General features: G+C 41.1%; 26 protein-coding genes and 1 pseudogene. All 27 read right to left on the minus strand.

The window, feature by feature from the left end; genetic code table 11:
- Positions 1 to 6: 6 nt before the first annotated feature.
- A complete protein-coding gene (locus tag QKW49_RS03155; RefSeq protein ID WP_282866137.1) occupies positions 7 to 615 on the minus strand; it encodes a hypothetical protein in 609 nt (202 codons plus the stop codon).
- A 189-nt stretch (positions 616 to 804) separates the two neighbouring features.
- Positions 805 to 1,221 (minus strand): A24 family peptidase, encoded by a 417-nt coding sequence (locus QKW49_RS03160; protein WP_282866138.1) that lies wholly within the window; start codon positions 1,219 to 1,221, stop codon positions 805 to 807.
- The gene (locus tag QKW49_RS03165; protein WP_282866139.1) at positions 1,221 to 4,334 is read right to left on the minus strand and encodes a hypothetical protein; all 3,114 of its coding nucleotides are present in this window, start codon (positions 4,332 to 4,334) and stop codon (positions 1,221 to 1,223) included. Before QKW49_RS03165 ends, QKW49_RS03160 begins: the two co-directional genes overlap by 1 nt.
- Positions 4,334 to 4,816: a hypothetical protein gene (locus tag QKW49_RS03170; protein ID WP_282866140.1), complete on the minus strand. Its 483-nt coding sequence runs from the start codon at positions 4,814 to 4,816 to the stop codon at positions 4,334 to 4,336. The genes QKW49_RS03165 and QKW49_RS03170 overlap by 1 nt, the downstream gene beginning before the upstream one ends.
- 25 nt (positions 4,817 to 4,841) lie before the next feature.
- Positions 4,842 to 5,324 (minus strand): DUF4320 family protein, encoded by a 483-nt coding sequence (locus QKW49_RS03175; RefSeq protein WP_282866141.1) that lies wholly within the window; start codon positions 5,322 to 5,324, stop codon positions 4,842 to 4,844.
- Between the two features lie 47 nt (positions 5,325 to 5,371).
- Entirely contained in the window at positions 5,372 to 5,581 is a 210-nt protein-coding gene (locus QKW49_RS03180; RefSeq protein ID WP_282866142.1) for a hypothetical protein, read from the minus strand.
- 87 nt (positions 5,582 to 5,668) lie between these two features.
- The gene (locus QKW49_RS03185) at positions 5,669 to 5,920 is read right to left on the minus strand and encodes a hypothetical protein (RefSeq protein WP_282866143.1); all 252 of its coding nucleotides are present in this window, start codon (positions 5,918 to 5,920) and stop codon (positions 5,669 to 5,671) included.
- 55 nt (positions 5,921 to 5,975) lie between these two features.
- Positions 5,976 to 6,878 (minus strand): hypothetical protein, encoded by a 903-nt coding sequence (locus QKW49_RS03190; protein WP_282866144.1) that lies wholly within the window; start codon positions 6,876 to 6,878, stop codon positions 5,976 to 5,978.
- A gap of 11 nt (positions 6,879 to 6,889) precedes the next feature.
- Positions 6,890 to 7,804: a hypothetical protein gene (locus QKW49_RS03195; RefSeq protein ID WP_282866145.1), complete on the minus strand. Its 915-nt coding sequence runs from the start codon at positions 7,802 to 7,804 to the stop codon at positions 6,890 to 6,892.
- A complete protein-coding gene (locus QKW49_RS03200; protein ID WP_282866146.1) occupies positions 7,801 to 9,189 on the minus strand; it encodes an ATPase, T2SS/T4P/T4SS family in 1,389 nt (462 codons plus the stop codon). The genes QKW49_RS03195 and QKW49_RS03200 overlap by 4 nt, the downstream gene beginning before the upstream one ends.
- Positions 9,186 to 9,734: a cobalamin biosynthesis protein CobQ gene (locus QKW49_RS03205; RefSeq protein ID WP_282866147.1), complete on the minus strand. Its 549-nt coding sequence runs from the start codon at positions 9,732 to 9,734 to the stop codon at positions 9,186 to 9,188. Before QKW49_RS03205 ends, QKW49_RS03200 begins: the two co-directional genes overlap by 4 nt.
- A 178-nt stretch (positions 9,735 to 9,912) precedes the next feature.
- The gene (locus QKW49_RS03210; protein ID WP_282866148.1) at positions 9,913 to 10,509 is read right to left on the minus strand and encodes an RcpC/CpaB family pilus assembly protein; all 597 of its coding nucleotides are present in this window, start codon (positions 10,507 to 10,509) and stop codon (positions 9,913 to 9,915) included.
- Positions 10,430 to 10,753: a hypothetical protein gene (locus tag QKW49_RS03215; protein ID WP_282866149.1), complete on the minus strand. Its 324-nt coding sequence runs from the start codon at positions 10,751 to 10,753 to the stop codon at positions 10,430 to 10,432. Before QKW49_RS03215 ends, QKW49_RS03210 begins: the two co-directional genes overlap by 80 nt.
- Before the next feature lie 264 nt (positions 10,754 to 11,017).
- Positions 11,018 to 11,218 carry a hypothetical protein gene (locus QKW49_RS03220; RefSeq protein ID WP_282866150.1) on the minus strand — a complete coding sequence of 67 codons (201 nt, stop codon included), beginning with the start codon at positions 11,216 to 11,218 and terminating at the stop codon, positions 11,018 to 11,020.
- 54 nt (positions 11,219 to 11,272) lie between these two features.
- Positions 11,273 to 12,205, minus strand: a complete 933-nt coding sequence (locus tag QKW49_RS03225; RefSeq protein ID WP_282866151.1) for a ParB/RepB/Spo0J family partition protein — start codon at positions 12,203 to 12,205, stop codon at positions 11,273 to 11,275.
- Positions 12,156 to 12,980: an AAA family ATPase gene (locus tag QKW49_RS03230; RefSeq protein WP_282866152.1), complete on the minus strand. Its 825-nt coding sequence runs from the start codon at positions 12,978 to 12,980 to the stop codon at positions 12,156 to 12,158. Before QKW49_RS03230 ends, QKW49_RS03225 begins: the two co-directional genes overlap by 50 nt.
- A gap of 208 nt (positions 12,981 to 13,188) precedes the next feature.
- On the minus strand, positions 13,189 to 13,923 hold the full coding sequence (locus QKW49_RS03235) for a DUF6602 domain-containing protein (protein ID WP_282866153.1): 735 nt from the start codon (positions 13,921 to 13,923) through the stop codon (positions 13,189 to 13,191).
- 13 nt (positions 13,924 to 13,936) lie between these two features.
- On the minus strand, positions 13,937 to 14,701 hold the full coding sequence (locus tag QKW49_RS03240) for a nucleotidyltransferase domain-containing protein (protein WP_282866154.1): 765 nt from the start codon (positions 14,699 to 14,701) through the stop codon (positions 13,937 to 13,939).
- A gap of 29 nt (positions 14,702 to 14,730) precedes the next feature.
- Positions 14,731 to 15,456 carry a TatD family hydrolase gene (locus tag QKW49_RS03245; RefSeq protein WP_282866155.1) on the minus strand — a complete coding sequence of 242 codons (726 nt, stop codon included), beginning with the start codon at positions 15,454 to 15,456 and terminating at the stop codon, positions 14,731 to 14,733.
- Complete coding sequence (gene qatC / locus QKW49_RS03250) at positions 15,449 to 16,891, minus strand: Qat anti-phage system QueC-like protein QatC (protein WP_282866156.1); 1,443 nt, start codon at positions 16,889 to 16,891, stop codon at positions 15,449 to 15,451. The genes QKW49_RS03245 and qatC overlap by 8 nt, the downstream gene beginning before the upstream one ends.
- Entirely contained in the window at positions 16,875 to 17,576 is a 702-nt protein-coding gene (locus QKW49_RS03255; RefSeq protein WP_282866157.1) for a hypothetical protein, read from the minus strand. The genes qatC and QKW49_RS03255 overlap by 17 nt, the downstream gene beginning before the upstream one ends.
- A 17-nt stretch (positions 17,577 to 17,593) precedes the next feature.
- Positions 17,594 to 19,519: a P-loop NTPase fold protein gene (locus QKW49_RS03260; protein ID WP_282866158.1), complete on the minus strand. Its 1,926-nt coding sequence runs from the start codon at positions 19,517 to 19,519 to the stop codon at positions 17,594 to 17,596.
- A 19-nt stretch (positions 19,520 to 19,538) separates the two neighbouring features.
- Positions 19,539 to 19,781 carry a single-stranded DNA-binding protein gene (locus QKW49_RS03265; RefSeq protein ID WP_282866159.1) on the minus strand — a complete coding sequence of 81 codons (243 nt, stop codon included), beginning with the start codon at positions 19,779 to 19,781 and terminating at the stop codon, positions 19,539 to 19,541.
- 698 nt (positions 19,782 to 20,479) lie between these two features.
- The gene (locus QKW49_RS03270) at positions 20,480 to 22,105 is read right to left on the minus strand and encodes an IS66 family transposase (RefSeq protein ID WP_282866160.1); all 1,626 of its coding nucleotides are present in this window, start codon (positions 22,103 to 22,105) and stop codon (positions 20,480 to 20,482) included.
- A 142-nt stretch (positions 22,106 to 22,247) separates the two neighbouring features.
- Entirely contained in the window at positions 22,248 to 22,607 is a 360-nt protein-coding gene (gene tnpB / locus QKW49_RS03275) for an IS66 family insertion sequence element accessory protein TnpB (protein WP_282866161.1), read from the minus strand.
- A gap of 93 nt (positions 22,608 to 22,700) precedes the next feature.
- Positions 22,701 to 23,036: pseudogene (locus QKW49_RS03280) on the minus strand (tyrosine-type recombinase/integrase); the annotation flags it as partial.
- A 121-nt stretch (positions 23,037 to 23,157) separates the two neighbouring features.
- The gene (locus QKW49_RS03285; protein WP_349239069.1) at positions 23,158 to 24,168 is read right to left on the minus strand and encodes a transposase; all 1,011 of its coding nucleotides are present in this window, start codon (positions 24,166 to 24,168) and stop codon (positions 23,158 to 23,160) included.
- Positions 24,169 to 24,213 lie beyond the last annotated feature (45 nt).

Genomic DNA, 24,213 nt, shown 5'->3' on the forward strand with positions numbered 1-24,213 from the left:
GACCTCCTAACGCACCTGCTCATGTTTTTTCTGCTTTGCCTGCATTTCAATCTGTATTTGTTTCAGCCGTTCCTTTGCCCAATAGGGCAGATGCTCCGGCTTGATGATGCCCAAAATATCCTCCCGATTCCAGCGGGATTCCTTGCCGGAATATATGTTGACGGTATAGACCGCCCGTCCTCTGGAATTGGCATGAGCGCCAAAGCCACCCGTAGCCAGCACAAGCTGCTTGTCGGCGGTACGGTATTCGGGGCGCAGACGTTCCGGGCGAATCACTACCACTTTATTTTCAATGCTCACTCCATAATCGTTTGGGTTGCATTGTTCAGAAATGAAAGGCTGTAAGGGAACAGTAATTTTATCCCGTTCCTCTTTGACCGCCTCAAGCTGTGCCTGTATCCGGTCGGTAAACTCGGTCATCATTTCCAAATAGTCCGTACTTGCTTTGGCTTCAAAGAACTGGTCAACGCCCAACGGGTTATCCCAAGTACAGTTACAAACCATATACGGATAATCGGCATTTGTGTTATCCTCACAAAAAAGAACTTCCTTATCTCCAATATGGATGGTGTGTTTTACCTCAAAGGTATCCACCATGCGCTTTTCTTCATTCATCTTTTTCTCACTCCAATCGAACAGGCGGACAGAGAAGGGATGGCGTTTGTGTTTTCGCCCCTTATGCTGCCCTGCCGTTATTTCTTTTTTCTCTTGATATTCAAATACACCGTACCACCGACAATAACAAGGCATAGCACAATGGCCAGTATCGTTTTCAGTTCCACAAAATCACCTCCTGCTGTTCAATCAGTAAATCCGTCCATATATAAAAAGAGCACCAGCGTATATGAAAAAACCAATGCACAAGAAGGTGGCCAATGGTATATTCTTTTGCTTTGTAGCTTTCGCATATATGCAGGCGGGAAGCACGGCAAAAAAGAGGATGACCGCAAGAGAGTACAGTCCAAAGCAAAAGCCCATTGCAGCCGTAAGCTTGATATCACCCCCGCCCACGCCGCCGTATTTCATCGCAAGGAGCAGCAGGCAAGCTCCCGGCAAGAGAAATCCCGCAATCCGTTCATACAGGGCGGGAACTGGTGATAAAAAAACAGATGCAATCCCGGTCAGTAAAATAGCAATCCATGTCCAATCAGGGATAATCCGTTTTCTATAGTCCGTAATAGCCGCCCACACAAGGGGAACAGCACAAAATATTATCATCATCAGTCCCCCGTCGTGACGTCATCCTCGTACATGCTGTCTACCACATAGATTTTTAGCTCCCCTCCGGTAATCCATTTGGATAATGTTCCTCCAGGGGTGTGCACATCGGTGACAAGGAGCTGCAAGATATAGTCCTTATCATCGGGAAACCAAATCGGAACATATTGTTTGCGGTATTTGAAAGGAGATGCGGGATTCTCCCGGAAAGTAAATTGACCACCTTCCTTAATTAAGGGGATAGCGGTTTCGTAGCGGTATTCCGGTAAATAAACCTCTGCCGTCTGTGGAGCAGTAATCAGCTCCGGCCTGTCATAGTCAGTATTCACAGTTGCCGTAACACGGATGGAATACCCGTATCCAGATTTTAAGAAGCCTTTGGCTTTGGTATCATAATCCAGTACGGCGCTGACTTTTAACTCAACATAGAATTGCTTCCATATAAACTGGCCCCCTTCATACCTTTGTTCCCACCATGTCACCTTTGGTTGCTCACTTCTTTGCGGTGGACCAGGGAGCGTCCGGCTTTCTTCCGGTTCTTCATAGGTGACATTTTGAATGATCGCCTCTTGGGTATATATGTTGTTGTCGGAGTTGCTTTCATTGCCTAAAGAATGTTCGGGGTTGATGATCGCAATCAGGGTACTGTCCTTATCGGCCTGTACGTTTGGAGTGTCCCATCGCAGAGATACCACATTCCAGGTGTCCTTTTCCATGACAACAGCATCTATTCGTTTTGAAAAGGACAGTTCGGGGATTTGAAACAACACCGTAACGTTTTGTCCGGGCGTAAAGTCGAGACTGCCACGGTTGCCGACCTTGATGGTACTGATAACCGTCTGGTTTTCCTTATATTTATCCGGCGTGATTCTCTGTACATCCAAATCATAAGGGCGCTCCAGCACCATGATTTCCGATGAGACCTGATTGTTGCCCGGATTGCTGTCACTATATCCCGCAGGCGGTGATACTTGTGCCGAAAGCCGGATGGGTATGCCTTTTTCTCCTGCCGTACTCGTAATAAGGAAGAATTTCTTTTCATAGGGTTCAAAATTATCCATAGGCGGTACGGCGGAAATCGTGCTGCCGTTTATGGTAACATTCAGGTTCACATCCGACAGTGTCTTGTCCGTGGAATTGGCAAAATACACTGTGAAGCTGTATTCTTCCCTCTCATAAACCGTTGGCGGTGATGAGAGGTTTACCCATACGTCACACAGGCTTTTCACCGGAATATCCGGTTCATCCGGTGGGTTGTCTGGGTTATCTGGATTATCCGATTCATCCGGCGGATTATCAGGATTGTCCGGTGGATTATCAGGTTTATCTGGATTATCCGAAGGCTTTTTCACTACAGTAATTTTTGAAACGGCTGTATTGTTGACCGGGCTTTCGTCCCGGAAACCGTCGGGCGCTCTGATATTTGCCCATAAAATGTATACCTCGCCTGCTTTTCCTGCCGTACTCTCAATGGTAAAGGACTTGGTTTCGCCCGGTTTAAAGTTGCCGGTTGATGGAACTTGCGTTAAAAGGCTCTCATTGTTCTTTGCCTGCAACGGCACATTATCCAGTTGCTTGTCGGATTGGTTGGTAAAGCTCATTGTAAAGCCGTAGCTTTCATGCTCATATATCGTGGGCGGCGCAAGAATACTTGCGGAAAGGTCGCAAGCCTTTGGTTTTTCCGGCGGGTTATCCGGTGGATTAACAGGGTCATCCGGTGTATCATCCGGCGTGTCAGGAATATCAGGCGTCGGCTCCGGTTCGAGGTCAACGATTTTTATTACCGCCGCGGCCGTGTTGTTGGCAAGGTTACCATCAATAAATCCCTCCGGTACACCGATGTTAGCCCACAAATAAATTTCATCGGCAGCGGTGCCCGCTGTGCGTTTCACTTCATAGGCTTTACTTGTATTTGGAGAAAAGTCCTGCATAACTGGAATCTCCTCAATAACGGCTCCATCCACCGTACCTTTCATTGGGACATCATAGGCCCAGCTGCTTCCATTGTTCATGTAAATCACGGTAAAGGAATAATCCGCTCCACGATTCACCATGGCAGGAGCACGTATAACTACTGACAGATCGTTTCCGTCACAAGCCTTAAACTTAAAGTAAAAGTCAGCAGCAGGGATTTGATAGTGAATTTTCTGGGTGATTTCCGTCTGTGTTTTGCTTTTCCCATCTACGTACTCTTTGGTTTCCGGGGTGTAATCCCATTCAAGCCCTTTGTACACAAAGTTGCGGGAGAGCTTAATGTCATCCTTATGAAATGTGACAGAGGTAGTTTGATAGGGATAGAGAATCTCCGGCAGTCCTTTGTCCTGAGCTGTGAGCTTCCCGTATATCTCCCGCTTGCTCTCATCACACCAAGTCGCTTCCACATCAATTCTGACCGGAGCCTGATAGGACAATGCCGTGTCACGCATAGTTTCAAAGGCGATAAGTGCTTTTTTTGTCCAGCCGTAACGGGTGGTCAATTCTTCAAAATCGGTTTTGGTGTCATAGGTCCCATACAGTTTGCCGGACTTATAGCCGTAGATTTCCACTACCAGGCTGCCCTTCAGGGTATAGGTTCCTCCGTCATATCTTCCGATCCACCCGGCAATGCGCTCCTGTTCATAGTCGGCAACGGTGTTGGCATTTATAAGGTCGATGCGCTGCGGTTCAGGGAATGACTCTAACAGTGTATTGTCTTCATAAGTATCTGTAATCAACATACCTACAGTACGGTAGCGGGTATCGTAGATAGCCTTTACTTGAAACACCACGTTGGCCGTGACTGTCAGAACAGCTCCCTGATCGGTTTTTGCGGTGATGGTATAGGGACTGCAGCTCTCCTTGCTTTCTACAGTCAGAGTATATTCCGGCGATATCGACCGCCTCTTGCCGCCATATTCCAGTTCTATATCTGTCAGCGTTCCGGTTAATGCTGTGATGCTTATGGGAATTTCAGCCGGAAAATGCTCCACAGCCACCACGCCGCTTTCATTGTGCAGACTGTCTATAGGTGAGGTGACAAGGATTTCAATGTCACTCGCTGCAGCAAATGCCTTGACGGAAAAAAGCAGACAGCACAAAAAAACAACGGGTATGGTTAAAATAAGCTTTCGTATCATTAGAAACCTCCTTCCTCTATACGATTGTTGACACTGGAGATATAAAAGGGAAGCCGAACCTCGCCGGTCAAGAAATTGAAAATACTGCGGGTTCTTATCACCCCGTCCAGTGTCAGCCGTGGCGGGCCTTCGGTAGCGTTAACACTTTGGATTTCCAGTTCGTATACCCACTCGTTACCGGCATATTTATTAAATCCCGTGTCCAGTTCCATGCTTTCGTGCAGGTATTCGTACAGTCTTTCTTCCGCAGCCTCCGTATTCAGCAAGGCGCAGCCGTCCCTGCGGTATTCGTCGCGCATCCCGTATTCCACAGAAGTGTTTACCCCGCGCTGTAGCACGTATTCCACCTGCTGATAAAGGCTTTCCATACGGAAATACTCAATCAGGATGGCCGAGAGGGTCAGAATGAAAAAAACAAGAATGATGATTAATATAAAGGTGTCGCCCTTGCGGTTTTGTAAAATACGTTTAATATGTCCCACAGCTTTCGCCTCCTTCCCGGTGTACTCAATCTATGAGTTTCCAGTATTTTTCCGACATTCCGGTAATGCTTACCCGCATTGGTATATTGATTTCAACCAGCGGAGCAAAGGAAGGGGTGAATATGGTAAAGGGATAGCTGTAGGTCATAGTAATTGTGAAAGTGTCTCTCAACTGGATTTTCTGATCCTCGCAATACTCAACATCCTCAACAGTCATTTCCGGCGATAATCCGGTCTGCTGCTTGAGCCGGTAAAACACATCATAAGCCCGGTCGGAAACCTGTCCCTCCAGCTCTACAACCCGGACAACACGACGGCAGACATGGTTTAGATTAAGGTAAGTGGTAAAAACGCTGAGAAAGGATATCACTGTGACCATGAGCGTAATCACTACCAACGTTTTAATCATCAGATCAAAATAGCTGCTTCCTTTTCTGTTTGAAAGAAGTTTTTGAAAAAGCATTGGGGGAGATAATCTCCCCCGTATGCTCCGATGCCTGCTGTTCATCTTCTCTGCACCTCCCGCGTTTGCGGATATGCCTTTTGCGGGCTTCATCAGCTTAGCAGTCCGGTAATCTTGGTTACGATGCTATTCCAAATTGTAGTGATGGAATCCTGATACAGCGTCATGAACACCGCGCCCACTACAACAACAACCAACACTACGATAAGCCAGCCGGTCATTTGGTCACCATTCCTGCTTTGCAGAAGTTCTCTAACCTTTACAGATGTCATGCTTATTTTGTTTTTCAATATAGTCATCATAATAAATACCTCCGTTTGTTTTTAAATTTTGATTTCAAAGGAAAAGGGAAGCAATACTTCCCCTGAATCAGTACCTTATGCCTGCCCTTAGCTCAAAAGCCCGGTAATTTTGTCTACAATACTGTTCCAGATGGTGGTAATCGACCCTTGATACAAGGTCATGAACACTGCGCCCACCACAACAACAATCAAGACAACAATAAGCCAGCCGGTCATCTGGTCGCCGCTCGGATTTGCCAATGCGTTTCTCGCTCTCAAAAGAACGTTTGACATGTGTTTCCTCATGGAATTTGTCCTCCTTTCCTCAGTGATTGAGTTTGCAATTCTGATGTTTTTCATGGGTAATACCTCCTGAAAATGTATTTGAAAAAGGGAATTGCCCCGTTTTCACAGATTAAAAAAGGCCCCCCATTGAGTGAATCAAGTGGGAGCCAATCACATACAGCAAACTGGCAAGAGTTACTGCCACAAGAGGGATAGATGCAATTTTAACCCTGCGGGGCAGCTTATCCAGTTTCTTTTTCAATGCTTCTTTCGCCTTGATGTCCATATCCCTGGCAAGATACGCCAAGGCTTCTCCTTGGTGTTCACCACGGTACAGCCCGATGAGGGCATTTACCAGAAAGGAAACATCGGTAATTCCAAGCCGTTCATTGAAGTTTCGCAGGGCGTTTTCAATGTCTGTGGCCTTCATTTCCACGACCAAAATCGCCACATCATCCCGGAAGGCATCACTTGCCACCTTCAGGTAATCCTCGAATATCTGGATTAAATCGACCTGTACAACAGGTTTTCTATCATCCTTGATATCATCTAGCTTATACAAGATGGAGCGGACAAAGCCCGGCAATTCCATTTCGATGCGGCGCTTCTTTTCTTTCATTTGGTCCTTGAGATCGGTCATGAAATGAAAGTATATTACTACAGCAAAAATAAGAACAATGGGTGCAAGATTTGCCATACCAATAACAATAAGCAGCGGCATAAGAATCAGGGTAAACGAAGCGCATAAAACAGCCCTGGCATAATACTCCTTGGGAGTCAGTTCCGATCCTCCGCGCCGCAGCATGGAAGCCATCCGTACTTCTTTTATAGGATCAAGGGGTATGAGACGGGAAACCGGTTTTGCCAGAGGCATTATAAAACGGTTTAGCAGACGTTTACCCGGCTCTTCCTTTTCGGACTGCAGGCTCTTGATGTTCTTTTTCATACTCAACTTCGGAATTTTGAGAAGCTGCCTGCATAGCAAAAAGCCTGCCGCAGTCAGCAGGACAAAAATGATAACTTGATAAAACAACGAAAAACCTCCTATCTATTTGAGGGCTTTGTCGCCTTCATAACATAAAAAGCAGTGGCAAGGGCAATCACCATCATAAGTATAATCAGCAGCTTACCAACGGCAGTTTTCGTCAGAAGGTAAAACCACTCGGCATTGGCAAACCGCATCATGGGGATAATGGAAAACATCAGGCCCGCCGTCATCAGATAATCCCTCCATACCCGCACCATCATGCCGTCACTTTCAACCTGCATGCTTTTTGCATCGTTCATGGCCTTAATGATTGGGAATAAGGCAAATTTCAATCGCCGGTCATGGTGACAAAGAATCAACATCTTTACCCATTCATTAAAGTACCTGTTTTTAATCTTTTCCGACAGACGATACAGGCCATGCTCCACATTGGGATTAACTAACCGCAGCTCTGTGACAAACTCGTCAAAAGGCGTGGGAATTCTTAAGTTTGCAGGAATGTACCTGTTCTTTTCCTCCACAAAGGTTTCCATCGCCTTGATAATATCGTCACATCCTGCGTAGGTGTTGGTGATAACGGACATGGTGTTTTCCAGCCCTTCGATTTCTTCCCGAGCAGCCGCAGAACTTTTCACCGTCAGATAAAAATACGGGGCGGGAAGCACACAGGCCGCCATAACCGCCGCCAGCCCGGTGCTGTCGAACAGCAGTATCCCTGCTGTAAAGCCTGCTGCCGAAGCCGCAAGCAACAAGATAAGAAATTTCTTTCGTGTACAGCGTGTCTGCCTAAGGAGCGTTCCAAAGTGGATGGCAATACGTTCCGTTATTTTCAGTTTTGTGCCGGTTAAAATCAAACGTCGCTTTTTCAACGGATTTTGCTCCACCTCAAAGGGATTCAGCCCCAGCAGGAGAAACAGGGCAAGGCTGATAAAAATAAACACAGTGATAAGTGATAGATGAATCGGGTTCATTCCGCACCTCCTTCCGAAAAGCGGCGGATCTCTTTTTGAGGTACACCTCCGACCAAAAGCCTTTCGGCAAGAGCCGGAGAAATATTCCCCATGCGCCGGTGACTGCCTACCGCCTTGGTAATCCTGCCTTCCTTATCCCTTTCGTAGTGGTCAACCGCATATTTATACAAGGTGCTGCCCATAACTTCACCATTTTGTACTCCGGTGGCCTCAAAGATTTCCATGTATTTACGAGAATGGTCAGGTAGTTGCATCTTAAAAAGCATAATCGGAAAGGCTTCCACGATGTTTTTGAGAAGCCGTTCCTCCGACAGAGAGGTCCCAGCCTCCAGGCACATGGTCAAGATGCGGTCATAGGCTGTTCGCGCGCTATTGGCATGGAGAGTGCTGACGATGGTGTGCCCCGTCCGTCCGGCCTCCTGCACGGTGAGGGCCTCCTTCCCACGCATTTCGGCAGGTACAAGGATTTCCGGGTGCAGCCGCAGGGAGAGCTTAAGTAAATCCAGCATGGTAACAGGGTTCGGCTCCTCCTTGGTAAGAAGGTGGATAACGTCATTTAGCATCACACCGTTTTTATCATATTGCGCCAAAGACAGTTCGCGGGTGTCCTCAATGGTCACAATGCGCTTTTCATGGGGAATACAGCTTAGAATATAGCCCATATCGGCAGTTTTGCCGCTTCCGGTAGCTCCGGCAATGGCCACCGATACACCATTGTTTACGCATAGGGTGAGAAAGTCCAATTCCTCTGCCGTAGCTGTTTCCCATTCGACAAGATTTTGCCGTGTGATGTAGGATGGCTTTTGCTTTCGGACGGAAGCAATGGCTCCGGCATCCGGGTCAACACAAGGGGAGATAGCTCCCGACATGCGTATACCTCTTGCAATGAAGCTGTCCCCGATGGGCTTGCTGCCGTCCAGAATTACATTTCCGAACCGGCTCATCTTTCTAACGATGTTGGCGCAGGCTTCCGCATTGCTGAAGGTTTCATTCAGACGGACTTTCCTGTCCTTATACAGCACCCAAGCACCGCCGGAGCCGTTGACGTTTATTTCCTCCGTATCATTATCCTGCAAATAGGGAGATAACAGTCCCATACCGGCCATATCAAAGTACGCTGCGTCCACCAGCTCGGAAATGTTTCGAAGGTCCTTAGCTACCAGCTGCTCTTGGTTCAGGTAGCGCATGATGAGGTCTTTGAGCTTTCCTTCGGCCTCCTGCGAATAAAGCACCTGTGCCAGCTCTGCCGAATGGTTTTTGGCGATAAGCCGCTGCAGCTTGTCGAGGATTTCCCCATAGTCCTGGGCTTTAGTGATTTGACCGCTGTCAGAGCGACGTTTATTGGCACGGTAAATCAAATCGTTTACTGAAAATCTGCTGTTCATGGCTTCTCACCCCCGCAGATATCATCAACAATTTTCTCCAACATCTTGCCGTAACGCCTGCAAGGTTTATCATTGTAAAAATATATGGGTGTTCCGGCATTCTCCAATTCTCCGGCCCGTTTGACATAGGGCAGCTCATAGGCAAAGGGCAGTTCCGTCATACTGCGGTAGGTCTTATCGTCAAACTCTCCATTCGGAGCCAGCAGAATATGAGTTTGCTTTTCTCCGATGTGCAGCTCCTGTACAAAATCCGAAATGCCCTTATGCCACATCTGCGCCGCTATGGACGGCCGATGGAGGGTAAATATTCTTTCAGCCAGCCATAGGCCCACGCTGGATACCGGATTGTTTATCTCCGCAGCTCCGTCCACAAGGAGTATGTCGAAGACAAGGGATGCGGTATTAATCATTTGCTCCACTTCCTCAATAGTCACTGTATCGCAGAGCAGCCCGGTATAGTGCGTGGGCGCGGATAGAAAGAACAGGTTTTTACTTTCTTCACAATTCACAAATTTTTCTCCGATATTGGGGTTATCATCGCTCAATGCTTCATATAACCCCTTTTCCGGTGGTACGTCTTGACCGAAAAAGATTTGCAGATCTCCATATGTCAAATTGGAGGATATGAGGCCCACCAGGCAGTCCCGTTTGGAAAGGGCGCAAGCTAGATTGACTGCAAAGGTGGTTTTACCACTGTTGTTGCCGCCCCAGACGGTAATAATTCTACTCATGGCCCACACCTCTTTTTTCAAAGATTAAGTGCATTTTTCCAGTATATTCAGCCTGGATAAGTTTCTCTGCCTGTACCTCAGTAACAATAAGGGTGATGGCCTTGGGAACAGGATCACCGGTGGATGATTGACTTTCAGACTGTTGTTCCCGAACCTCTGCGGTGTCCTGTGTTCGGGCATTCTCTACGCTGTATACCTCCAGTCCGTGCAATTCCGGGTAGAGTATGACTTGCGGGGAGGTATCCTGACCACCGGATGCTCCCTCTAAAAACACCGCCACTGTTACCGCGTCACCGCTTTGCAGATGGGAGGAAAGCCCCGCGGCGGCACTTGCTACGCTGATGGTGACAAGACGTTGCTCATTTTCTGCTATACGGTCTAGCTTTTCATCAGCAACAAAATCCCCAAGCTTTTGAGGAAACAAGTAGTCACCTTTGGCTATGCTGGTCTTTGCTACCTTCCCTATAATCAGTGCTTTGTCGTTAATCACATCTTCCGGCAGACCAAATTTACCGACCTCCACCTGGGTAAGATATCTGTCCTCCATCCTGGTACCCGCCGGAATGTCCTCCGATGCCCTCAGCACCATGACGGTTGCATCCTTGTTCGCATAAAACCTTGGCAAAAGCACAAAGGAAACGGCTGCCGCAACAATGATGCAGAGGGCGCTCAGAAATATTCGATTTTTTAGTATCTTCAAGCTGTTCTATACCTCCTTCCGTTATGGTTAATAAAAAACTCCCCGTATTCTCACAATAAGCACTATTACGGGCCGAAAAAGAAAGTGGAATCGCGTTCCTGCTTTTCGCTCTTTTCCCTTGCAATAGGCTCATTGCTTTCCCGCCTTGCCGTTTTGTGGATAATAGGGATTCTTCGGATTAGAGTTCGGAAGGTTTTAGGCTTCTTTTTTGCTGTCTGCTTCATAAAAGGCTCCTTTCTATGTAATTTCACTGTATTACCAGCCGAAAGACAGGAATATTTCTTTTTCGGCTGGTAGTTTTTCAGGGGTGGGGTGTGGGGAGGGGAAAACCGCAACGCTGCTGTGTGACACCTGCAAATAAATAGGCAGACTACCCCCTTGGTGTAAAATCATTTCGTTAATCATCCACTATGACACATTTTTCTTTGCTGCATTTTCCCTTATGCTTATCAAAGTGCAGACAATGCTCACAATCTCGTCCTTTCGCAGGTTTAGCAGACTCGTGGTCATGCTTCGGTTTTTCCTGCATCATGCGCTCGTATGCGCGCAGCCGCCCTTCTGTAAAGTACATGGAAGCACCTCCTTTCAAAAAGGGCATAAAAAAACATCCTCAACCATGAGAATGAATTTACTCGTCGTGATTATTTTCCGTTTATCGTTCCTGCTCCCGCTGCCGCTTCTTGTACCAGCTCTCAAGCAATTGAACGATCAAATCCTCCTTTTGTTTCTCAGTAAAGCTTTTTGGGAAAAAGCGGTCGATGCGTTCACGCCGGACACTTAATTTTTCCTTTTGATTGGGCTTTTTTTCGGTGAGAATGGAAAAAATGACATCCATATTCAACCGCCCGTCCTGGCTTAACTTTTTCATGCGCTGAGCTTGAGAGAGAGAAGGCGTACAATCCTCCGACTGCATAGTATCGTGTAGGTTCTGCTGTTCCTTTTCGGTTAAGTAGGAAAGCTCCACAGCTGGACGGAAAGCAATCTGATTATTGTCTACCATTTCCAAAATAGAAGGATTAAGTTCTGTAAGTCGGATAAACCTGTGTACTTGCCTCCCACTTTCGCCTGTAGTTTCGCCCAATAAATCTGCACTTATTGACTTCTCGACCAATGGTCGCGAAGTTAAATCTGTCCTCTGTCCCTGCCGTTTCATGGCTTCCAGTTTCATTTTGTAGGCAAAAGCTTTTTCACTTGGCAAGATGCTTTCTCTTTGCAGATTACTGTCAACCATGATAATTGTGGCTTGATCGTTATCCAATTCACGGACAATACAAGGCATGATTTCCTTCCCCGCAAGCTCGCTCGCTTTTTTTCGCCGATGTCCGGCAACCATTTCATAACCGCCTTCCGGTTTCGGTCGTACAAGCCCCGGAACTAAAACGCCATACTGCTTAACGCTATCCGCCATTTCCAGCATAGCTTCATCCGCTTTCACCTTAAAAGGATGATTAGGAAAATCGCTTATTTCCGACAAGGGAATATCCAGTACCTTTTCCCGCTGACTATCTGCACGACTTTCTTCGGTGGAAAACAGATCATCTACTGATGTCAGTTTTATGCTGTTTCGCACGTCTTTTTTCGCCAATATCCTGCACCTCCTTTGTAAAGGCTTGATAGGCTTTAGCAGCTATTCCATGCGGGTCAAACGCATAAATGCTTTTTCCCTGCGCGCTTGTTTCAGCCGCCCGAATGGACAGGGGAATTTCCGTTTGAAAAACTCTCAGCTTGTCGCCATAGTCCCGCCGCAGTATAAAGGAAATATCCTTTGCAAAATTTGTGCGGTTATCTACCATTGTTAGCAGCACACCGTCAATGGTCAGCTTAGGATTGATCTGCCTTCTCACACGAGCAATGGTCTGCAATAGCTGTGTCATTCCTTTAGCGGGCAGATAATGGGCCTGAACGGGAATAATAACGCTATCCGCAGCGGCAAGGGCATTAATGGTCATCATGCCAAGAGAGGGCATACAGTCGATCAGCACATAATCATATTTGTCTTTGACCGTGTTGATATATGTTCGCAGTACCGTTTCCCGGCTCATAGTGTTAACCAGCGAAACCTCAATAGCAGACAGTTCAATATTACCCGGCATCAAGTCAACGCCTTCCACATGGTGCAAAATTCCTTCGCTGGCTTCATACTGTTCCTCCATCATGGCCTTGGTGAGTATGGTCGCCAGTGAAACGGGAATATTGTCCGGCTCTTGATATCCCAATGAATCTGTCAGATTCCCTTGTGCGTCCGCGTCCACCAGCAGCACCTTTTTACCCTGTACCGCAAGGCCGATACCAAGATTAACCGTGGTCGTTGTTTTCCCCGTGCCGCCTTTCTGATTAGCAAGGGCGATTACTTTTGACACTTGAATTTCCTCCTTTCACGCAAAAAGCCGCCTGCTTTATATGAAATAAAGCAAACGGCTTTTTATAATTTTTTAGATTTTTAGAGAAATATAAGTCATGAAATTATGTTCTCTTATTCACTTATTCATTCGATATTTTCCTATTATAAATATGGAGAACTCGATTGCTTGCATAAAAGACTTCAAGTAAAATCTTTCAGACTTTAATTTATATTGAATCAAGAGCACGAGCATAACACTCAATATCCATTGCTGGTATTGTTGCAAGTTTTTGTAATTCCATTAAAAGCTTTAAAAAGAAATATATGAATGATTCTTCCTGTGTACTTTTTTCAATAGCAATAGGATTTACATTATAATCAACTTTAAAAGAACCGCATTGTAAGGCACAACCAATGTCAATCCTTTGAATGTCAGGTAACGAAGTTATATGTTCTTCAAAACTTTTACCTAAAGGTTCTGTCCAAGTACTTGTTAGCGTTAATATTCCTGAAATAATATTATTATGCGGTTTGGGTGGGTAAAATCCTCCAGCATAGGGTATAGGAGCAGATGTTCTTCGTAAAGAGCGTACACTTTCTGCTTTTTTTCCTGCATATTCTATGTATTCTTTGCTTAATTCTTGTTTAACCTCAAATATTGCATAAACGCTTTCTGCTGGAATATATATGACTGAATCTTGTTTGAAAGCAAAAGGTGTATATTGCTGGTCGTAAATAACAACATCAATTTGATCGCTAATATTATTATCACAATCTATAATAAATGCTTTATCTACACAATATCTTTTGGGGAGATAATCTTTAAGCCACTGAATCCAATTTAATTCAGATGCATCACCTTTGGCCCCTGGATGTGCTATTGACCTTCTATTCGTTGAAAGCTTAGCAATCATTTGAGTTTGTAAATCATAAAATAGTTCCTTCAATTGAATTTTTCGCATATTCAAACCACCTTTACCAGATTATATCTCCCCAAGACTGTGCATTTCTGCTCTCTTTCGCTTTTTTGGCTATTGCTTCTTTTTCATACTTATATAGGTCATCAGAAATTATATTATTGGAATTAGATGGATCAATTATGGTTTTATCTACAAAAGAATCTCTGAGATATTCCAATACCGTTATAAAATTATTAGCTGGCTGATTTTTGTTTTTATTATACAAAGCCTCAATTACTGTAAGCTCAAGATAAATAGAGGGAAAATCTAATTTTTGTAACTTACTCCAAATTTTCATGGCTATGATTTCGGATAATCTTCCAGAAGCTTTTACAAGGTTTATATGATTATTGATGTTTGTTTTTGTCCATGTATCCACTTTGCTTCGATATAAACTATGGTCATTAGTATTTCCTAAGTGTTTCTTTCCAGGGACAAGGTCAATGCTATGTCCACCATAATTTACACCAATAGATACATTCTGTTTTCTGGCAGTAATTTTATGAGCAACGACTTTATTGTATAAACTTGTATATATTTCTTTAAGAGTATTTGTAGTATCCGATTTTAAAGAAATAAATAAATCAATGTCTGATGAAAGATTTATTGCTGTTCCTTTTGCCCGCGACCCAGAATAATATACATTATTTAATTGTATTCCAGCCCACTCTTTTATGATATTTAAAAGGGGATCGACAACTAATATTTTTGTTAAAGCATCTACATCACCTTTGACATTATATTTGTTAATAATCGAATTTACATATTCATCAGCAGTCATTTTTCTTGTCCTTTCCTTTCTAATAATATTTAGCCCTCTACTAGCCTTATAAAGTTTTGTGAAATTTGGTCTCTAACTCTATCTGAATTAATTTTAAGTAAGTCACTAAGACACACATAAACTTTGCTTAATTTATCGTAAGTATATTTTTTACCATCAACCTTTGTAAATGGTCCATCACTTTCAATTAATAACCTTTCTATTGGTATCCGCTCAATAATTTTTCTACCTTTATCTGAATTAATCATATTTGCATTAATTGAAAAATACGTTCCAAACAATAAGAACTTCTTTAGCCAAACTTCATCACCACTATACCAATGCAATACTACCCTTGAATTTGCATTATTGTTTAAAATTTCATGCAATATTTTTTCAGCCTTCCTACAATGCACAGACATAATTTTATCAGTGGAATTTTTGCAAATGAAGTCAAATATCTCTATTTGCTTGTCTTTGTTTTTATAATACTTAGGAGAAAAATCTAGTCCTACCTCACCAACATATTTAGTTCGTTTCAAATTTTTTAAAAATGTGCTTTTATTAAACGAAACATCATTGACACATTGTGGATTATACCCAAGACCAAATTGCACATATTTAGTTACTGAATACATGTCCATACAGGCTTCAAATATCTCAGGCTGATTTGTAACACACAATGTATGTTGGCAAAATTCATTTATACCATGATATATTTGTGAATGATTAGGATAAAAATCTAAATGAAAATGCATGTCTATCAATTTACCCATTCCTTAAACCTACTTTTACATATTCTAATAAATTCATACCATTTATATCAGCTTGTTTTTCTATCATTACTTTTATTTCTTCCATAGATTTCATATATACCCTCGCGAAACGTTGTATATCATCTAGATTTAATCCACCTAAATTTATCATTTTATTTATATAATAATCAAAGCTTCCGTTTTTCAAGTATTCATGTAGCGCAAATAGTACAGCTTTTAAATCTTTAGTCCTACCATTTTCCGGATTTGCATATTTGCTGTTCCTAATAAATGCAGTACTTATTTTATAGTCCTTTATAAAAGTGTCGAGATACTCGTCATCAACTTCTATGTTATTTAAGGAAGCCCTACGTATTAAACAAGGGAAGCAATAACCACAATTTCTAGGTCTGCCCGGAACCCCTTTTGCACCACGCATTGGATGGGAGCAAGAAATAGTTCGACCGGCACCCTTAATAAATGCATTAGATTCTTTTACCATTTCGACAATCTCACCCTTTGTTTTTAAAGCAAAGAAATTTTCGACCTTATGCTTAATCCCTAGTTTCTGCAAAATTTTATTATAGTGGTTTAAAAAATAAATGTGTGTTGTTCTGGTGCTGCAACTACCTAACCTACTAGGTGTCAACGGCATATTCAAACCAATAAAGCCATTTTCGGGTATGTATACTGGAACTTCTTCGCCTATTAAGGAAGCAGTTGCTAATGCTGCTGCAAGAAATAAGAATGAACGACTTCTGCTTGTATCTTCTCTAAATTTTTTCTTCAAACTTTCATCAATATTCCTCGGATGCCTTGGATCTGTGTAAAACACAATTCTATCAACATTTCTTTCTACATATTCATTTTGAATTAACTCAAACAATTCTTCTATTCTATTTCCGAGAGTATAATATTCCCTGCAGCCAACAAAACAGATGTTTTTATCTTCCTCCAATAATTTAATTGCTCCTGAAAAAGAGTCAAGTCCTCCTGAAAATAGAGCAACTCCATCAAAATCTTTTTCAATTATGGAGCCATTTCCCTGATGTAGGTATTCACGGTAATGCTGTTCCGTTTTGCGAAAACTAAAGTTCCAATTATCTCCACTTAGGAAACGTAGAATTGCTTCAAGTTCATCTTTAACAGCTAACCACTTATCTATATCTATTACTGGAACTGAAACCTCTAAAATTCTTGTCCAATTGTCATAAGTTTCTCCAGAATAAGTACCCGATCGAGGAACTCTTTTATCAGCTGCATATACACTTGCAGCTATTACAAGTAAATCCTCACAAACAGATTCTAATTTATCCTTTGCAAATCTTCCCCATATTTCGTCAAAATTAGTTTTTAGATTTGACTTTGTACTATCATCTAACATATCAAATCTAATTGCCCCATTAAAATCATTTGAAGGACTTTCTACGATAGTTTTATTAATCCAAATTTTCATATCCATCCTCCATAACTCTTAAAGTATTAAAACAATCTCTACAAACAGACATTATGTAATTTTGTCCTTCCTTACTCAAATAATCGAGTTGAAGTTTTTCTCCTAGCACAACGTCTGTAACAATTTTATTCTCAATTATTCTGCTCACATCGTCCATAATTTGATCATAATCATTGGCTATATCGGATTTTGATAAAATTTTTTCAGCAAAGCACGCTTCAAAATTCTGTATAGCAAATTCAATTAAAAAATTAATCAAGAACTCATCACTCGCTATTTTCCCAAAATCCTCAAAGGTATCAACTTCTAAATGCTTAAAAGTCTCAGATAAGCTATCTCTTATGATTTGCATATCTATAGTAGAAAAATCCCTTGCAAAATAGTCAAGAATTCCTTTATAGAGTTCATTCCCTGATTTGTCTATGAGAGAATCTAACCCCAATGATTGAGCTGTATCATTTATTCCATTTGCATTAACGGAGTTTAAGAAATTCATAACTCCACCAACAACCGTAGCAACGTTGCTATTAGCAAGATGAGTGGACATATATGCTTCTGCATACTTTGAGATTGCTTTTTTGGTACCTTCATTACCCTTTGAAGTTCCTAACATTCTAGTTACTGCATCTTTGGCTTGTCTCCATTGTGCATTTTTAGGTGGGATATATCCCTTCGATGTCCCCATACTAACCTCCCTTTCAGCTATCTTTTAGCTGTTGTAGCCGCATAAGAATCTTTCTCATTATTTTTGCAAATGATTTCCAATACTTCTTCCTTAACTCCTTTATCTCTAAATGTTTGAACTACATCTTCAAATTCTCTCGAGTCTACACGATACATTCCATTTAAAGAAGTGATGCTAGCTGGTTTAATATCAGATGGTTTAAACTTTTTGATGATATCTTTTATATCTACCCTATAATCCGGATAATCAATATACACATATTGTATTTTATCTAGCATAGTTATTTCATCTTGGAACTTTTCAATTAAAGCATCTAATACCTTTGTGTATTTTATATTTAAATTATCTTTTAAATCCTTTATTAACTTGCTAAATGCTACCGCTCTTTTTCCTTGAACTATCTTATTAAATACCTCTAGTTCGGCCTTAGTTAAAGAATCAGAAATACTTAAATTTATATCTAAAGATTCTCGCGTCAAATAGAAGTATTTAGGCAAATCTTTTTTGTATAAATCTACAGGATCAGATTTCAACCATCTGATGATATTCTTATCTGACCATTTACGATATTCCTCTGGAAACTCTTCATTATTAATTGCAATATCAGTTAACGTCTTTAGCTCATTAATTTCTGCTTGGGTTTTGTTCTTTCCTACAGTCCACTTATATAATTCTTTAAACAATTTATCATCAATATATTCTAATGCCATAAGTTTTGCTAAAATTGAATAATCAAAGGATTTATCTGCTTTATAATATATCTCAGCCAAACTTTTCCTTACCAAGAAAGTATTTAAAAACCTCTTCGCTTGACGAGGATTTCCTTTTAAAGTACTTGAAATCACTTCACTTGTACTGGATATTATATTAAATATACTTTCAAATTCATCAAGTTTACCATCTTCAAAGATTGTTTTATCATACTTTTCATATGAACTTTTGATAAAATCCAAATCTATTTTTTCACCACTAATAAAAACTGATTTTTCTTTTACTCTGTTTAATAATATACTTAACTGATTCTTTTCTTTAGTTTTCTTGTCATCCGCTGTATCGCCTTTAATAAGATATAATTCGCAAATCAAAAGCAATAAATAGTTTTTAACATCCATTTCTGATAACTCTGGAATGTTAATCGGTAATTGTATTATTTTTTCAATATAGTTGTCCGAAAACCTTATAGTATCTTCACTTATTTTAGGATATTTTTTTTCTACAGAATACTTTATAACTTGGGTATCAACAGCAATTATAAACGTCGTCTTTGGAACAGATAAAAACAATTTTACAGCTTCAAGTGTTTCAATTACTCTTTCTGGTGTACAACGATCTAAATCATCAATCATTACCACCAAGTTCTTGATTTTAGACTGATCAATTAATTCTCCAAATTCTTTTCTGAATAACCGAATGTTTTCTACTGTAGTATTATCGTCTTTTTTTTCTTTCCAAATCTCTTTGAAATCTTCAACTAATTCTTTACGTTTATCTTCTGTAAGATATTGAGCAGCAGTGATAGTCGCTACAGCTGGATTAATAGCACTCATCGCAAAAGGCATTCCATGTTTAATCACTGTTGCACCTAATCTTATAAAATCAATTCTACCTATTAGAGTATTCACTTTATCTTTTAATTCTTTAAAAGCAGGCTGGTTATCCAACAATGCCCTTAATAAACTCTCCATGATAGCGCTTTTAGCATCATCATAACCTTCAAACATCCAAGAGTTCAAAGGAATACATACAATATCCTTATGAGACGGATCAATTTTTTTAATATTCTCTTCAACTAGTTTTAATAATGTTGATTTTCCAACTCCCCAGCTACCTAACAACCCTATTGTCAAAGGATTAAGTCGCTTATTTGCCGCTATATTGGTTATTAATTCCGCAAAAGGACTATATGCCAACAAGTCAACTTCCGATTCTCTATCTAACCACATACATAATTACCCCCTTTTTTTAGATATCCGTAGATTTTATATATCTTTGCTGACCTGATGAGGTCTTTTCAATAGCCTTTACTTCATTAGATGATATATTAATATAGTTTAGAAACAGTGTTCCCAGCAGGAGCCGGTCACTTCTTGATATTCTGTTCCACTCATAACCTTTGAATAAATCCCTTAACAAAAAGATTTCACCGTGATCAAGATTAGATATTTCACTCTTCGCAATATCTAAAAGCACATTAACATTTGGCATTTTTCAACCTCCAAGATGAAAATAACAATATTGTCAATATTGTTATTAACAATTTTATATCTTCAGGAGATTTATTTCAACATAAAACACTATAATTTTCAAAATCTTCGAATATTTATTATCTCTTATAGTAGCTATTAAAAGTAATATATAAAAAGAGAACGCCAGCCAAAAAGCCAACATTCTCTCATAATTGCCCAGTCTCAAATTACCTCACACTGCCTAATATAGACATGTCTGAACTCTCTAAATAAAGCACTGCGTAAACATGTCTACACACTCCATATCTAATACAACTGAAACATCAATTTTATTTTTCAAAATCTTATTCCTGAAATCATCGCCATCCGTGGTGAAAGTAGTATATCGCGCAAAGTGCTGAAAACTAAGGATTTCTACGTATCTTTCCTTTGCATTCCTATTACGCACTCCACATGTGCCGTATAGGAAAACATACCCTCGATATACTAAATGATTTTACTCTGATAATGATATATAAACATTGCTTAGAAGTACCAATCTCCTACGAATAGCACTACTGCGTTTTTTCTTCTTTTGTCTGGCAGCAAGACGAAGTAAAAGACTCTATTGCTCATCAATTAATCTAGACAGATCAAAAATAAAAGAATATATTTCTTGTAAGGGCTTCAAAAGATGACGTATAGCCGCGTTATATTCATTGTGGTAAGCTAATACTATCATTTTTGGAAGCACTTTTTATTTCTTTGATTCAATCTGCATTTCTCTGGCAATTCCTTTGACCAGGGCAGATACTTATTTAGTATTTCAGGATAGTTATGAAAATCTGTATCCGGGATCGACGCTAGGATATATCTTAGATATTCATACACATCCAGATCATTTGCTTTTGCAGATTCTACTATTGTATAGAGAATAGCATTGGCTGTTGCTCCTTTAGGTGTATCAGCAAAGAGCCAAGCTCTTCTTGCCGTAGCATATGGTTTAATATTTGCTTCACATAAATTATTCGAGATGGGAAGTCTTCCGTCTTCCAAAAATGTTTCCAGATATTTTTTCTGGTTTTTGGCATAATTAAGGGCTTTTGTCAGGTTCTCATTTGTAGTAGAAAGAGCAGATGTTTCTTCAACCCACGACCAAAAGGCATCTAGGATGGCTCGTGACGCCACCTGACGCTTCTCTTTCTTTTCTTCATATGTTAATTCCTTCATCTCATCTTCCAATTTAAAGAGAAGATTAATGAATTCTCTGCCTTCAGCACCTTTGGAACCTGGGATTTCTTTTCCCTTATTATCCAGTGGAATACTTTCGATTAGGTATCTGCGGCAGTGAGCCCAACATAAATTTCTTTTTATTCCCTCGGCTTTTTCATAACCAGCATATGCATCTGTGGTCAAATATCCATGAAAACCATTTAATAGCATTTTTGCTACTTCACCGCTTCTGGTTCTGGAGTAGTAAAAATATGCTCCTTTTATCTCCTCACAAGCTGCACTTCGAATGACCCACATAAAGGAATCACTGCTAGCTTTCTTGCCCTCTTCCTTATTGCACTGGATTCTCGTTTCATCCATGTGGAGAACTTCACATTTTAAAAGTTCCTCATGGATTCGGTTGTAAATCGGAGTCAACCATTCCTCGCTGCATCGGATCGTCCAGTTCGCCATGTTAGCTCTTGGTAATACCAATCCCATACGGTACCAGTCCTTTTCCTGACGGTTGAAAGGAATCCCCATTGCAAACTTCTGATACATGACCTGCGCCACAAGGGATGCAGTTGCTATGGAATGTGGCAGAACCGGAGTTGGAACTGCAGCTTTTTGGAAATGGTCTTTGGGATTTTCACTCCCTTCCTTTCCACATCTGGTGCACTTGGCAACTTCCTGGACAACCTGTACCACTTTCAGCTTCGCCGGGATGAATTCCACTTCGGTGCGTATAAGTTTTTTACCAATAACTTTCAGTGCTTCTCCACACTCGGAACAGTTTTCTTCCGGAGGAATAATATATTCCTCCACCTCTTTCGGAATACCTGCAAGCATTTCGGCTCTGACACCAGGCTGTCTTGCAGTTCTTTGGTAGCTTGGAACGGTTATTTTTTTCTGTTCCTTAAATAGTTCCTTTGCCAGTTCCTGTGTTGTTTCAAACAGATTCATCTGTTCGTCTACATGTTTGGTAACCTCTGTAGAAGCACCAAAGAGTTTCTTACGGGCATGCAGAAGAGCCTGTATCATATTTTCTATCTGAATATTCTGTTTTTCAATGATTTTATCTTTTGCTTCCAGTTCTCTCTTTTGTTTTTCAACTAAGGCTCGAAGCATTTGTAGTTCTTCATTCTCTGTCATGGGTATACTCGTCCTTCTTTTTCAGCTGATTTAAGTATACCATTTTTCACAGACTTTATCTATATTTCCAACGATATTGATGAACTGAAAAGTGTTGATTTTATGCGTGTTTCCTGGCTTTTATTTGTCATATTCACGAAGCTTAAAAACAGGTTTTTCCGGCGCTCATTTCAACAGGATAAAGTGCCTTTTTCTGTTCCATTTCTAATCCCTGAAGAAGCCACTCCATCTGCTGGAATGTAATCTCTTTTACTTCAGCCGGATTCTTTGGCCACTGAAATTTCATTCCTTCCAGCAGCTTCTTGCTGGCCAGAATAAAACCATTTTTATCATATCTTAAAACCTTAATGCCTGTTTTTCTTTTGTTGCAGAAGATGAAGGCACATCTGTCTGAGAATGGATCAAGCCTGAATTGTAGATTCACAATCGCCACCAGTCCTTCTATCTGCTTGCGAAAATCAGTTGCGCCACAGGCAATGCTATACCGAAATCGGTATAGCATTGCTTATACCGAAAAAATAACTATACCGAGATTCTGTTGAAAGTATCATTCTACTGGTTTCTTAGCATAAATTTCGGTATAGTATTTCGCTGATTACAGGCGATAAAGTTTTTCCATCACCTTTTTATCTTTCCACTTTTTAGCGGTCTGGCTCTCATTAGCCTTTTCTAATGACTTTGCTAAGGTATCAAGTGTTGCAAAAGCATAGAATCCGGAGGTGGTTGAAATATTCTCATGTCCTAACAGTTGTTGTATATGTGTCAATGGAATTCCCTGTTGATACAAATTCATGGCTCTCGTTTTTCGAATCATATGGCAATGGACACTTGAGGGCATCTTTGTTCCATTTGATATACATTTTGCTGCATAGCGTTTTAGCATTTTCTCTACCGTATCCGTCGAAAGATGATGTTTCTCACCATGCGTTGTTGCATAAAAAAGCGGTGCATCTGGTTTGTTATCATCATGAAATTGTTACTGTTCAGAGGCTAACTTGAACTAAATAAGCCGATGGTTTAGACTTATACATGTCAAAACCATCGGTTTTTCTTTATCCAAATGTTCTGGATACTCTGTCGAATATATTCGCTTCTTCTTTTTGCCGCATCATAACAAGCATGCTCATGCATTGGCAGAGATTATCGATGCTCTCTTGACTCCTGAATGACATAGCCTGCGCCTGTTTCCTTTTATAGCTTCGAAGCAATCTTTCGGCTTCATTGTTTGTTGCTGGAACTTTGCGATTATGAAGAAACAGAAGATGATTCGACTTATATTTTTTCATTCGCAGATATAAATTATATCCATCCTTATAGTATGTACTTGGCGGTATATATTCATATTCTTCTGTTGCCTTTTGGAGAATCTCGTCATATCTACCTTCGAATTCAGAGATTTTCTCCGAACTGCATTCTCCTTCGGGAGGAAGTCCATTCCTGTAATGGATCATTTCACGTACCAGTGAACACATCTCTTTGTTCCATGTACGGTCAGATTCATTATCAACACTGTCCTTCAAGTAACGAAGGACATGGGCAAGGCATTCCTGATGATCCGTGCCATAACGGAAAAATGTTTTTTCGTGATCATGCACAAGGATTCCCTGGTACTCCTCTGTTGGTGTACCTTTAACACCTTCGTGCCCTTTTTTCTCACGTGCAAAATACATGGCTTTTCCATCGGGCGTTGCACAGATGAATACATATGCGCTTTTTCCATTCACTTTCGCATTCGTACAATCAGTATGCATGACCGGAGACAGCAGCATATCTGCAAACATTGCTTTTCTATCCTGCTCAGACTTCTCTGCAAATTCTTTGCAGAGATTGTTAATCATGCCTTTGGAAATGGCAAGTTTTCCATCGGTTAAGTCAGACAGAAACTTTCTGCTTTTGTCAATCGATGTACAGCAGTCATTATTCAAAAGGAACAGGAATGCTTTAATGCTTCCATCGTAATTCACATCATTGACAACGCCTGGTGGAAAGGCGGCATGAATCCGTTCACCTGTCTTGGTATTATAATAAACATCAGCACGATATTCTGTTACATCCAATACCAAACGTATTCTTACATGTTGTTTTACAATCGTTTTTGATGTCTTTTT

Source organism: Petroclostridium sp. X23 (genome assembly GCF_030013905.1).
Classification (GTDB): Bacteria; Bacillota; Clostridia; order SK-Y3; family SK-Y3; genus X23.